Consider the following 13,485-nt stretch of genomic DNA (forward strand, 5'->3'; position numbering starts at 1 on the left):
TCGGCCCGGAGAATTCCCATGTCCCAAACCATTCGTGACAACCTCAAACGCATGCTCGCGCCGCAACACGTGGCGTTCGTCGGCGGCCGCAACATGGCCCGCGCCCTCAAGCGCTGTGCCGAGGGTGGCTACCAAGGGCAGATGTGGCTGGTCAACCCGCAACACGACAGCCTTGAAGGTGTGCCGTGCGTGCGCAGCGTGGCCGAGTTGCCTTGCGGCCCGGACGCCGTGTTCATCGCCACCAACCGCGAACTGACCCTGACCTGCGTCGCCGAACTGGCCGCCATCGGCGCGGGCGGCGCGATCTGCTACGCCTCGGGCTTCGCCGAAACCGGCGCCGAAGGCCAGGCCCTGCAACAGCGACTGCTAAAGGCCGCTGGCGACATGGCCTTGCTCGGCCCCAACTGCTACGGCCTGCTCGACTACCTGCACAGTTGTGCGCTGTGGCCGGTGGCCCATGGCGGCAAGGCAGTGGAGAAGGGCGTGGCGGTGCTGACCCAGAGCGGCAACTTCGCCTACAACCTGTCCATGAGCGACCGTTCGCTGCCGGTGGCCTACATGGCCTCGGTCGGCAATCAGGCGCAACTGGGTGTCGCTGAACTGATGGACGTGTTGCTCGACGAGCCGCGCGTCACCGCCATCGGCCTGCATCTGGAAGGCCTGAAGAACGTGCCGGGTTTTGCCCGCGCCGCGCACAAGGCACTGGAGAAGGGCGTCCCGATCATTGCCTTGAAAACCGGCGTGTCGCAGATCGGCGCCGAACTGGCCTTGAGTCACACCAGTTCGCTGTCCGGTTCCGATGCGCTGTACGACGCGTTGTTCGACCGTCTCGGGGTGATCCGCGTCAGCGGCCCGGTGAGTTTTGTCGAAACCCTCAAAGCCGCGGCTTGCGGCAATCTGCCGGCGGGCAACAGCCTGATCGCGCTGGCCTGCTCCGGTGGCGACGCCGGGTTGATTGCCGACTACGCCGAACGCAACGACCTGGGCCTGCCGAAACTCGATCAAGGACAGGTCGGCGAACTCGCGCAAGTGCTGCCGAGCTACGCCAACCTGGTCAACCCGCTGGATTTCACCACGGCGATCTGGGGCGACGGCGAAGCCTTGAACCGCATGCTCGACAGCGCGCTGCGCACCGAAGCCGATGCGGCGATGCTGGTGCTCGACTACCCGTCGGAGTTCACCGGCGAGCGCAAGGAGTGCGACCTGCTGCTGGAGTTGTACTGCGCGGCACTGCAACGCCACGGCAAGACCGGTTTTGTCACTTCGGCCTTCCCCGAGTTGCTGCCGCCCCATGCCCGCGAGCGTTTGCACGCGCAGGGTGTCGCGGCGTTGCAAGGCGTTGAAGATGGCCTGGCCGCGTGGRGTCGCATCGCCGGTTATCAGCGCAACCGCCAGGCCTTGCTGGCCTTGGGCGAATCAGCATTGGTGCCGTTATGCCCGCAAGCGCTGGAAGGTGAGGGGTGTTTGCTCAATGAGTGGAACTCCAAACAGGCGTTGAAAGCCTTTGGCCTGCCAACGCCAAATGGCGTATTGAGCACCCCGGACAAGGCCCTGAAGGATGCCGAAGCATTGGGTTATCCGCTGGTACTCAAAGCGGTCAGCGCTCAACTGCCACACAAGACCGAGGCCGGTGCCGTGGCGCTGAACCTCAAGGACGGCGCGGCATTGGGCGCTGCACTGGAGAAGATGCGCGCCAGCATTGCCGCCTACGCCCCGGGCGTAGTGTTCGATCAACTGTTGCTTGAACCCATGGCCAAGCCGCCACTGGCTGAGCTGATCGTCGGCATCAAACGCGAAAACGATTTCGGCCTCGCGCTGGTGATCGGTGCCGGCGGCATTCTGGTGGAGTTGCTCAAGGACAGTCGCAGCCTGTTGCTGCCGACCACCGACGGCGCGATCCGCAACGCCTTGCTCAGTCTGCGCAGCGCGCCGTTGCTGCAAGGTTTCCGTGGACGCGAGTCTGCTGACCTGGACGCCTTGGTGACCGCGATCCGCGCCGTGGCCGATTACGCCTGCGAGACCTCCGCACACCTGCTGGAACTCGATGTGAACCCATTGTTGGTCGGTGCCCAAGGCACGACTGCGGTCGATGCGTTGATTCGCCTCGGCCACGAGTGAGGACATGAATATGCAAAGCAAATCCTTGACCGGTGGCCAGGCCCTGGTGCGTCTGTTGGCCAACTACGGCGTCGATACCGTGTTCGGCATCCCCGGCGTACACACCCTGGAGCTGTATCGCGGCTTGCCCGGCAGCGGCATCCGCCACGTCTTGACCCGTCATGAGCAGGGCGCCAGCTTCATGGCCGACGGCTATGCCCGGGTCAGCGGCAAACCCGGTGTGTGTTTCGTCATTACCGGCCCCGGCGTGACCAACGCCGCCACCGGCATCGGCCAGGCCTACGCTGACTCGATTCCGATGCTGGTGATTTCCAGCGTCAACCACAGCGCCAGCCTTGGCAAGGGCTGGGGCAGCCTGCACGAATGTCAGGACCAGCGTGCGATGACCGCGCCGATTACTGCGTTCTCCGCAGTGGCGCTGACCGCCGAAGATCTGCCGGAACTGATCGCCCGTGCCTACGCGGTGTTCGACAGCGAGCGCCCGCGCCCGGTGCACATCTCGGTGCCGCTGGACGTGTTGTCAGCGCCGATCGCTCGTGACTGGAGCAACGACGTAGTGCGTCGTCCGGGTCGTGGCCCGGCATCCGTTACCGCCATCGATCAAGCTGTGGCCAAACTGAAGGCTGCCAAGCGGCCGATGATCATCGCCGGTGGTGGTGCGCTCAATGCCACTTCGCAGCTACAGGACATCAGCACCCGACTCGCTGCGCCGCTGTTCACCAGCGTCGCCGGCAAGGGCTTGCTACCGCCGGATGCGCCACTCAACGCCGGCTCATCCCTGTGTGTGGAGCCGGGCTGGAACCTCATCGCCGAGGCCGACGTGGTGCTGGCGGTCGGCACCGAAATGGCCGACACCGACTACTGGCGTGAACGCCTGCCGCTCAATGCCGAGCTGCTGCGCGTCGACATCGACCCGCGCAAGTTCAACGACTTCTACCCGTGCGCGGTGGCGTTGCATGGCGATGCACAACAAACCCTCAGTGGGTTGCTTGAGCGTTTGCCCACCGACGTGCGCGACGCTGGCGCCGCCATTGCCTCGGTTGTCGCCCTGCGCGAAGCGGTCAAGGCCAGCCATGGACCGTTGCAGTCCATTCATCAATCGATTCTCGACCGTATCGCCACGGAGCTGCCGGACAACGCGTTCATCAGCACCGACATGACCCAACTGGCCTACACCGGCAACTACGCCTTCGACAGCCTGGCGATCCGCAGTTGGCTGCACCCCACCGGCTACGGCACCTTGGGTTACGGCCTGCCGGCCGGCATCGGCGCCAAGTTCGGCGCGCCGCAGCGGCCGGGCCTGGTGCTGGTGGGCGACGGTGGTTTCCTCTACACCGCCCAGGAACTGGCCACGGCTGTTGAAGAACTGGAGAGCCCGCTGGTGGTGCTGCTGTGGAACAACGACGCGCTGGGGCAGATCCGTGACGACATGCTCGGCCTCGACATCGAGCCCATCGGCGTGTTGCCGCGCAACCCGGATTTCGCCGCCCTCGCACGTGCGTTCGGCTGCACCGTGACTCAACCGCAAAGCCTGGCCGAGTTGCAGACCGACCTGCGCCATGGCTTCAAGCGTAACGGCGTGACCCTGATCGAACTCAAGCATGCCTGCGCGCATTGATCTGCATATTAAGGGGATGAAGCCATGCGCTTTTCCGATCTGACTCAACGAATCGCCGGTGACGGCGCCGCCGCGTGGGATATTCACTACCGCGCCCTGGCGCTGCGCGAGCAGGGTGAAGACATTCTGCTGTTGTCCGTGGGCGACCCGGATTTCGACACGCCACAGCCCATCGTGCAGGGCGCCATCGACAGCCTGCTGAGCGGCAACACTCACTATGCCGAGGTGCGCGGCAAGCGTGCCCTGCGTGAAGCCATTGCCAGGCGTTATCAACAGCGCAGCGGCCAATCCGTTTCGGCCGATCAGGTCACCGTGCTGGCCGGGGCGCAATGTGCATTGTTCAGCGTGGCCCAATGCGTGCTCAATCCAGGTGACGAAGTGATCGTCGCCGAACCGATGTACGTCACCTACGAAGCGGTGTTCGGTGCCTGCGGTGCCGTGGTGGTGCCGGTGCCGGTGCACTCGGAAAACGGTTTTCGCGTGTTGCCAGAAGATGTCGCCGCGCGTATCACTGCGCGTACCCGTGCCTTGGCACTGAACAGCCCGCACAACCCGTCAGGCGCGAGTCTGCCGCGCAGCACCTGGGCTGCTTTGGCTGAACTGTGCATCGGCCACGACCTGTGGCTGATTTCCGATGAGGTCTACAGCGAATTGCTGTTCGACGGCGAGCACGTCAGCCCGGCGAGCCTGCCGGGCATGGCCGAGCGCACCGCGACCCTCAACAGCCTGTCGAAATCCCACGCCATGACCGGCTGGCGCGTCGGCTGGGTGGTGGCGCCGCCATCCCTGGCCGCGCACCTGGAAAACCTCGCGTTGTGCATGCTCTACGGCTCGCCGGATTTCATTCAGGACGCCGCCGTGGTGGCCCTGGAAAGCAACCTGCCAGAGCTCGAAGCCATGCGCGAAGCGTATCGCCAGCGTCGTGATCTGGTGTGCGACAGCCTGGCCGATTGCCCCGGCGTGCGGCCGTTGAAACCCGATGGCGGGATGTTCGTGATGCTCGATATCCGCCAGACCGGGCTCAGCGCCCAGGCGTTTGCCGACCGTCTGCTGGATCGCCACGGCGTGTCGGTACTGGCTGGCGAGGCCTTTGGTCCGAGCGCGGCGGGGCATATTCGCCTCGGTCTGGTGGTCGGCGCCGAACCGCTGCGCGATGCCTGCCAGCGCATTGCCCGTTGTGCTCAAGAACTGATGGAGGCTCAGCTATATGCTTAACCACAAGGCGTTGTTTATTGATGGTCGCTGGCAGAAACCTTCGGGGCAGGGCATCGCCGAGGTGATCAACCCGGCCACCGGGCAAGTGTGCGGCAGCGTGCCGCTGGGTGATGAACTCGATGTCGAAAACGCCGTGGCGGCTGCACGCCGGGCCTTCGATTCATGGTCGCGCACGCCGTCCAGCGTGCGTGCGGGCTATATCCGTGCACTGGCCGATCAACTGCGCAAGCGTGCCGATGAGATGGCCTCGGTCATCACCATGGAGCTGGGCATGCCGGTGCAATGGTGCCGTTCGGTGCAGGTCGATGGGCCGATCACTGGCCTTGAGCAATACGTCGAACTGGCTCATCTCATGGACGAGGTGCGCGAAGTCGGCAATTCGCTGGTGATCCGCGAGGCCGTGGGTGTCTGCGCGTTCATCAACCCGTGGAATTACCCGCTGCACCAATTGATCGGCAAACTGGCCCCGGCACTGGCCGCCGGTTGCACCGTGGTGGTCAAACCGAGCCAGGAAACTCCGCTGCATGCCTTCCTGTTGGCGCAAATGATCGAGGACATCGGCCTGCCGGCCGGGGTGTTCAACCTGGTCAGCGGTCCGGGCTCGAAAGTCGGCGAAGCGCTGGCCAAGCACCCGGACGTGGACATGGTGTCGTTCACCGGATCCACCGGCGCCGGGGTTCGGGTTGCGCAAGCGGCGGCACCTTCGGTCAAGCGCGTGTGCCTGGAACTGGGCGGCAAGTCGCCGCTGCTGATCGCCGAGGATGCGGATCTGGCAGCGGCCGTGCGCTACGGCGTGCAGGACGTGATGATCAATTCCGGCCAGACCTGCACCGCGTTGACCCGCATGCTGCTGCCGGCCAGCCGCTACGCCGAGGCTGTGGAAGTGGCGCTGGCGCAAACCCTGAGCCTGCGCATGGGCGATCCCCTCGACCCGCAAAGCTTCCTCGGCCCGATGTGTTCGGCCGGRCAAAAACGCACCGTGCTCGACTACATCAAGGTTGGCCAGCAGGAAGGCGCTCGCCTGCTGTGCGGCGGTGACATGCCGGGGCGCGGCTTCCATGTCAGCCCGACGCTGTTCGCCGATGTCGACAACCGCATGCGCATTGCCCAGGAAGAAATCTTCGGCCCCGTGCTGTGCCTGATTCCCTACACCGATGAGGCGCAAGCGATCCAGATCGCCAACGACTCGCCGTTCGGCTTATCCAGTGGCGTCTGGGCCGGCAGTRCCGAACGCGCCTTGCACCTGGGACGGCAGATGCGCGCCGGTCAGTGCTTCCTCAACGGTGCGGCGTTCAATTATCACGCGCCGTTCGGTGGCTACAAACAGTCGGGTAACGGTCGCGAATGGGGTGAGGAGGGGCTGAACGAGTTCGTCGAAGTGAAGGCGATCCAGGTGTGACGGTTGGCGACTCAAACTGTTCATCACCCACGATGTTGCGACTCCACACCTTCAACCGATACGCCGGAAAAAGTCTAAGGAACCACCATGAAAGTACTGATCGTCCACGCTCACCCGGAACCGCAATCCTTCACCGCCGCCCTGCGGGACCAGGCTGTCGCCACCCTCGAAGCCCAGGGCCACGAGGTGCAGGTCAGCGACCTGTACAAAATGAACTGGAACCCGGTGGCCAGTGACGCAGACTTCTCGAATCGGGAAAACCCCGAGTACCTGGTCTATGCCCTGGAACAACGCCTGGGCGTGAAGAGCCAGTCGCTGGCGCCGGACATCCAGGCCGAGCTGGACAAACTGCTGTGGGCCGACCTGCTGATCCTCAACTTCCCGATCTTCTGGTTCTCCACCCCGGCGATGCTCAAGGGCTGGATCGACCGGGTGCTGGTGTCCGGCATCTGCTACGGCGGCAAACGCTTTTACGATCAGGGCGGATTGGCTGGGAAGAAGGCACTGGTGACCGTGACCCTGGGCGGGCGCGAACACATGTTCGGCGAAGGCGCGATTCATGGCCCGCTAGAGGACATGCTGCGGCCGATCCTGCGTGGCACCCTGGCTTACGTCGGGTTCGATGTGCTGGAACCGTTCGTGGCCTGGCATGTGCCGTACATCAGCGACGAAGCGCGCCAGCAATTTCTGGTTGATTACGGCCAGCGGCTGCAGCATCTGAGTGATGATCAGCCGTTGGTGTTTCCGAAGTTGGCGCAGTTTGATGACAAGCTCTATCCACTGACCACCAATGCCTGACTAACACCCCAACCCCTGTGGGAGCGAGCCTGCTCGCGATGGCGCAAGGACTCCCAACATAGATGCTGGCTGGTCGACCGCCATCGCGAGCAGGCTCACTCCTACACAACACCCACCGCTTGTTCGGAAGTCCTTCTCAGCGGAGCCATTGAACTACACTTTTCAGTTGCTCCACCCGATCGGCAGGCGACGCATGGCGTCGCTTGCCGCCGCCAGTCGACCCAAAGGCTTGCCCGTTGTGGCAAGCCTGTCGGAGGTCATCATGAAAAGGTTGTCACCCATCAGTCTGTGCCTTGCCTTGTCGGTTCTCAGTGCCCCGGGATGGGCGCAATCGGTGGTTCCGATGAAAGGGCAAAGTTCGCAACAAACCCAGGCCGACATCAACGAATGCAACAGCATCGCCGCCAGCCAAAGCGCCTCGACGGCTTCCACGCCTTCCGGCGGGAGGGTCAAGGGTGCCGCTGTGGGGGCCGCCGCTGGCGCAACGGCTGCCCAGGTACGCGGCAATCAGCATGACGAGGCTTATGACCGCGTCGACGATGACACGAAACAGGACTATCGCCAGAACCGCGCCAAGTCGACGGCAGCGGCCGGCGCTGTGGTCGGTGGTTCACGTCAACGCCAGGAACGCCGGGCGGATGCGAAAACCACCCAGACGAATACCGCGTCGGCCTACAGCAGCTGTTTGCAGGGCAAGGGTTATCAGGTCAACCCTTGAGTCAGGTACGGAACACACTGTAGGAGCGAGCTTGCTCGCGATGGTCGTCAACGATAACGCTGGTTGGCAGGTGCCCCGCGGTGCTCTCCGGTTTATCGCGAGCAAGCTCGCTCCTACAGGATCCCCGAGCTCGCTGTTTCAAGGAAGCAGGCGGATAAGGAAACTGCCTGTAGCTCTAATCTGACAACCGTTCATCGGTGAACTACGCTGCGATACGTACCCTCGATCTGAATTTTGTGACGTAAGGATCCGACACATGCGGAGCAGGCTGCTCGCTGTAATGGTTACTGTTTTCGGGATGTTTTGGTCGGTGCAACTGTGGGCCGAGGATGCACCTAAAGCGGTTGATGCTCCCGTCGAATTGAAAGTGGCCAACCGCAGCATCATGGTATTTCGCGCGACCATCCTCGGTGAAGCCCCGGCCTCGCGGGTCAAACGGGCGAAAGTGGTGATCGGTGAGGCGCTGGATGACGCCGACGACCTCAATGTCACCCTCGACCCGATCATGAAAAGCTACATGGTGCTGCTGGGTAGCCGGCGCGCCTTTATCGTTTCGCCCAAGGACTTCGACGAGACCGAATACGACTCGGTACAGCAGGCCGCGGAAGCCGCGGCTGACAGGCTGCGCCAGGTCGTGGCCGAATCCCGGGAAGCCCGTAGCTTGCAATTGATCCTGCGTTCCGTAGTCGCCGCGTTGCTCGCCACCGRCATTTACATCGCTCTGCTGTACGGCATGATGTTTTTGCGGCGCAGAGTGCTGAAGAAACTGCCCGAACTGATGCATCGGCACACCCAGGCCCTGAAAGTCGGAAAAGTTCCGCTGGTCGACGCCAATTACCTGTATCCCTTGGTCAGCCGCCTGCTGGAGCTGGTGCGCTGGATCGTCGTCGCGCTGTTTACGTACGAGTGGCTGGGCTTTGTCCTGTCACGCTTTCCCTATACCCGTCCCTGGGGCGAAAGCCTGAATAACTATCTGTTGGAACTCGGCGGCTATCTGCTGCAAGGGATCGTCGGTGCCATACCCGGGCTGGGCGTGGCGCTGGCGATCTTCTTTATCGCCCGCGGCGCAACCGCGTTCATGCGGCGGATACTGCGGCGCATGGCTGCACCGGGAACCGTCAGCTGGCTGAACCATGAAACCCTGCAACCGACCCAACGCCTGACGTCCCTGGCGATCTGGCTGTTTGCCCTGGCCATGGCCTATCCGTACCTGCCGGGTGCCGGCACCGATGCATTCAAAGGCTTGTCGGTCCTGATCGGCCTGATGATTTCCCTGGGCGCCACCAGCGTGGTTGGCCAGGCGGCGGCGGGGTTGATCCTGACCTACACCCGTACCCTGCGCCCCGGCGAATTTGTGCGCATTGGCGACTACGAAGGCACGGTTACCGAACTGGGCATGTTTACCACCAGCATTCGCACCGGCCTGGGCGAGGTGCTGACCCTGCCCAATTCGATGATCACCGGCACCGTCACCAAGAACTACTCGCGTGTAGTGCAAGGCCCTGGCTACGTGGTCGACACCGTCGTGACCATCGGCTACGACACGCCGTGGCGGCAGGTGGAGGCGATGTTGCTGGAGGCCGCAAAACGCACGCCGGGGATTCTCGAAGTGCCGCCGGCCCAGGTGTTCCAGACGGCATTGTCGGACTTCTACCCGGAATACCGGCTGGTGGCCCAGGCCATTCCCAGCCAGCCTCGGCCGCGAGCGGTGCTGCTGAGCATGCTGCACGCCAACATCCAGGATGTATTCAACGAGTACGGCGTGCAGATCATGTCGCCGCACTACCTGGGCGATCCGCAACAGGAAAAGTGGGTGCCCAGGGACAAGTGGTACCCGGCTCCTGCGCAAAAATCGAAGGAATCCTGATTCCGCCTGGAAGGGCGTACTGCGGGAGCAAAGGCACACATCAGCGCCGGTTACTGGCCTCGGTGCCATACCTTTAAGTAATCGATTGTGAAGGTGGAGGGCAGGTCAGCGTCGTCCACGACGCCGAACCATTTCCAGAAGGCCTCACTGTCAAACACGACTTGCATCGGGAAGTGCCAGTGGGTGTTTTTCGATTCCCTGACCAGCACGCCATCGACGTACCAGCGCAGGGTGTCGGGTTGCCAGTCGAACCCGTAGACATGAAAGGTGCTGGCCAAGCGCCAGGGCGCGGTCCAGGTGCTGCCATTGGCCAGATGTTCGCTGCTTTGCGGCGTGGCCCATACATGGGCGTTCATGTTGTACAGTCGGTCGAAAGCGCCGTTTCCGGTTTTGCCGCCGATTTCGAAGATATCGATTTCGGTGGCGTTTTCGGGCAGYCCCGTCCAGGCCAGCCAGAATGCGCTGGAACCGGCGGAATTCATCGGTTTGGCCCGGGCCTCGTAGTAACCGTACAACCTCCGCTCATTGGTATGCACCATCGCCGAGCTGTAATCCTTGAAGCCCAGTTTCGTGTACTTCTGCGGCAAGGTTTGCTTGCGGAACACGATGTCGAGATTGCCGTTGTCGACGCTGGCATTTTCCGGCATGAACAGGGCCGGTTTGCGCCCCAGCGAGTCGCTGCCCGTGGCGTTGTTGACGTACCAGCGATCACGGTCAAGGGTGTTGCCGTTGAAGTCGTCGGACAGTTGCGCGTCCAGCACCCAACGCCCGGCATTGGCCTGATCCGACAGCGGCAGGCTGGCATGGGTTTGCTGAGGCACCGGGCCCAGTGGGCCCGCCCGGGTCCAGACATCCGCTTGGCCGGGGATGGTCACCGCCCATTTGTTCGCCAGGTATTCGAACACCTCCCGGCGCTCTTTCTGAGTGATCAGCGGGCGGTCGTAAACCAGCACTTCAGCGATGTCGCCACGCAAGACTTCGGTGGTACCCACCACGTTGCGCGCCACGGCATAGGGGCCGATGGGCACATCATGGAGTTCCAGAAAATCCAGGGTTGGCGCGAAGGCTGTGCTCTTCTCCACGCTGAGTGCAAAGTTCGGCGCCACGTTGTCGTTATCGGCAAGCCGCGGGCGCGAGCTGAACTGGCGCTGCCAGGTGTCGCCGCCGGCCTGTTCGGGCAGCCGGCRGGACACCAGAAACACCGTGGCCGGGCCCTTTGCCACACGAATTTGTTTGCCGACGAATGCCGAAACGCCACTGAAACGCACCACGGCGTTGCCGTTGAGCGCGCTGTCGACGCGCAGCGGCAGTGACGTGGCGTTCGGGTTGTCGACGCTCGCATGGTTGGACTTGCCCGACTTGTCGTGCCAGCGCAGGACCCGGTTTTGCCGATCGAGGGACATCGTTGACCGATCCGCGCCGTCCAGCCACAGGACCAGGCCATTGGTCGCCGGACGCGCTGGCGTTGCCTGGGCACAACAGGCCATCGCGGCCAGCAGCAAAACCAGCCAGCATTCCCTGAGCATGTGAGCCCCCTGAAAGAGCGTGGAGGAGTGACGCGCCGGTCACCTGGCAAAGGCGGCCGACAACTCGACAGCGGGGCGGTAGCCGTAGGGATTGCTCAATTGCCAACGCCAGCTGTCCTGGATCATCTGCGCGAGGTCACGCCGGGCGCACCAGCCCAGGTCGTGCCGGGCCTTGCTGGCATCGGCCCAGCACTGGGCAATATCGCCGGCCCGGCGCGGGGCGATCTGGAACGGAATGCTGACGCCGGTGACGTCTTCGAAACTGTGGATCATCTGCAGCACGCTATAGCCGATCCCGGTGCCGAGGTTCCAGATGTGAATGCCGCCAGCACCGTGCAGCACCTGCAAGGCCTTGAGATGCCCTTCGGCGAGGTCGACCACGTGGATGTAGTCCCGCACGCAGGTGCCGTCGACGGTGGGGTAGTCATTGCCAAACACCGTCAGCTCGGGGATTCGGCCAATCGCCACTTGGGTCAGGCAGGGCAACAGGTTATTCGGCCGACCGTTGGGGTCTTCGCCGATCAGGCCGCTTTGGTGGGCGCCAATCGGGTTGAAGTAGCGCAACAGGGCGATGCTCCAGCGCGGTTCGGAGAGGGCAAGGTCAGTGAGCAACTGCTCGACCATGAGCTTTGAGCGACCATAGGGGCTGGCCGGAATGCCGGTGCCCGAAGCCTCGACGATGGGCGTGTGCGCCGGTTCGCCGTAGACCGTCGCCGAGGAACTGAACACCAGTTTGAACACATTGAAGCGCGCCATGACCTCACACAGGTTAAGGGTGCCCACTACGTTGTTGGCGTAATACTCCAGGGGATGACACACGCTGTTGGCCACGGACTTGAGGCCGGCAAAATGCACCACCGCGTCAATTTCGTATTGGCTGAAGAGGCTTTCGAGCAAGGCCGTATCGCGGATGTCGCCTTCAATGAAGCGGACCCGGGCATGGGCCAGGTGCTCCAGGCGCTCGATGGACTCGTGGCAACTGTTGCACAGGTTATCCAGCACCAGCACATGTTGGCCGGCGTCGATGAGGGTCAGCGCGGTGTGGGAGCCTATGTAGCCGGCCCCGCCCGTGATCAGCGTGGTTTTAGGCATTTTGGGYGTTCCTGTTTCAAGAAGTCAGGGTCAGCGGGCGGTGAAAACCAACTTGAATTCCTGCGGCCAGCGCGGGTGCAACACGCTATAGGCCAGCGCATAGGTCAGGGCACCGATGGCGATGTTGCAGGCCAGGTGCAAGACGCCTTGCAAGGCCAGGTGCGCAGAAGCGGTCAGCACCACAACCGCCATGACCAGCGAGGCGATCACGCTGCGGTAACCGGACTCGATGAACACGCCCCAGCCGTAACCGATGGCGGTGTTCAGTCCGCGAATTTGCAACGGCGTGATGAGCAGCATGCGCACCAGCAAGGCCAGTGCAGCGCCCATGCCGCCGCAGGTCGGGCCCAGCATATAAACCAGCCCGAGGGCGAGCAGGGCGGTGCTCACCTCGGCCTTGAGGGTGACGCGGGTGTGGTTGACCGCCACCAGCGCCGTGGTGGCGTACATGGCAAGGTTGCCGATGGCTGCGGTGATCGCCAGCACTTGCAGCATGGGAATGGCGTCGGCCCATTTGGCGCCGAAGATCAACAGGACGATATCCTCGGCCGTCAGCGCAATCCCCAGGAAAAACGGCGTGAGCAGAAAACCGCTGATCACCGTCGAGTCGCTGATGATCCCGATCAGTCGCGGCGGGTCGCTGCTGCGCCGGGCGAACACCGGCAAGGCATAGCTCATCAGTCCGTTGTAGATCGCCGAGCGCGGCAGATCGATGATGCGCATGGCCAGGTTGAACATGCCCACCGCATGGGCCCCGGCGGTCATGCCCAGCACCACGTTGACGCCACGTTGCAGGGTTTGTGCGCTCAGCGCATTGATCGCCACCGGGGTTCCGGTCTTGAGCAGTTCCCGCAGGAAAGGCCCGTCAATGTACAAAGCGATGCGCCRCCGGTCCCCGTTCATCAGCACCACGACGCAGACAAACTCCATGATCAGCGCCTGGGCGATCACCGCCCACGGGCCGAACCCCCAGAGCGCCACGACAATCCCGCCGACGCCGCCGACGATTTTCCCCAGCAACGTACGCGACGCCAGCCTCTTGAAGTTGCTGGTGCGGCGCATTTCCACGACATACACACGCGCTATCATGGTGAACAGAATCTTTACCGAGGCCACCGCCATCATCCATTGCAG

General features: G+C 63.2%; 10 protein-coding genes. 7 read left to right on the top strand and 3 right to left on the bottom strand.

The genetic code is table 11. The annotated features are described in order from the left end of the window. The first annotated feature begins 18 nt into the window (after positions 1-18). The 7 genes from AC1DVH_RS10720 to AC1DVH_RS10750 all read left to right on the top strand — a co-directional run bounded on the left by AC1DVH_RS10720 (position 19) and on the right by AC1DVH_RS10750 (position 9,733). Positions 19-2,118 carry an acetate--CoA ligase family protein gene (locus tag AC1DVH_RS10720; RefSeq protein ID WP_477753772.1) on the top strand — a complete coding sequence of 700 codons (2,100 nt, stop codon included), beginning with the start codon at positions 19-21 and terminating at the stop codon, positions 2,116-2,118. 10 nt (positions 2,119-2,128) lie between these two features. Continuing rightward, positions 2,129-3,736 (top strand): 5-guanidino-2-oxopentanoate decarboxylase, encoded by a 1,608-nt coding sequence (locus AC1DVH_RS10725; RefSeq protein ID WP_477753781.1) that lies wholly within the window; start codon positions 2,129-2,131, stop codon positions 3,734-3,736. 24 nt (positions 3,737-3,760) lie between these two features. Continuing rightward, positions 3,761-4,951: a pyridoxal phosphate-dependent aminotransferase gene (locus AC1DVH_RS10730; protein WP_477753773.1), complete on the top strand. Its 1,191-nt coding sequence runs from the start codon at positions 3,761-3,763 to the stop codon at positions 4,949-4,951. Continuing rightward, positions 4,944-6,350, top strand: coding sequence for an aldehyde dehydrogenase family protein (locus AC1DVH_RS10735; RefSeq protein WP_477753774.1), 1,407 nt, complete (start codon positions 4,944-4,946; stop codon positions 6,348-6,350). Before AC1DVH_RS10730 ends, AC1DVH_RS10735 begins: the two co-directional genes overlap by 8 nt. Positions 6,351-6,437: 87 nt before the next feature. After that, a complete protein-coding gene (locus AC1DVH_RS10740; protein ID WP_477753775.1) occupies positions 6,438-7,148 on the top strand; it encodes an NAD(P)H-dependent oxidoreductase in 711 nt (236 codons plus the stop codon). A 262-nt stretch (positions 7,149-7,410) separates the two neighbouring features. After that, positions 7,411-7,866 (top strand): hypothetical protein, encoded by a 456-nt coding sequence (locus AC1DVH_RS10745; RefSeq protein WP_477753776.1) that lies wholly within the window; start codon positions 7,411-7,413, stop codon positions 7,864-7,866. 256 nt (positions 7,867-8,122) lie between these two features. After that, entirely contained in the window at positions 8,123-9,733 is a 1,611-nt protein-coding gene (locus AC1DVH_RS10750) for a mechanosensitive ion channel family protein (protein WP_477753777.1), read from the top strand. 50 nt (positions 9,734-9,783) lie between these two features. Here AC1DVH_RS10750 and AC1DVH_RS10755 read toward each other — a convergent pair whose 3' ends face one another. The 3 genes from AC1DVH_RS10755 to AC1DVH_RS10765 form a co-directional block, all read right to left on the bottom strand. Further along, complete coding sequence (locus AC1DVH_RS10755; protein ID WP_477753778.1) at positions 9,784-11,259, bottom strand: family 16 glycosylhydrolase; 1,476 nt, start codon at positions 11,257-11,259, stop codon at positions 9,784-9,786. A gap of 39 nt (positions 11,260-11,298) precedes the next feature. Beyond that, positions 11,299-12,351, bottom strand: coding sequence for a UDP-glucose 4-epimerase GalE (gene galE, locus AC1DVH_RS10760; RefSeq protein WP_477753779.1), 1,053 nt, complete (start codon positions 12,349-12,351; stop codon positions 11,299-11,301). A 30-nt stretch (positions 12,352-12,381) separates the two neighbouring features. Further along, a partial coding sequence (locus tag AC1DVH_RS10765) for an oligosaccharide flippase family protein (protein ID WP_477753780.1) occupies positions 12,382-13,485 on the bottom strand: 1,104 nt, incomplete at its 5' end.

The organism is Pseudomonas sp. P4_C3 (assembly GCF_056402075.1).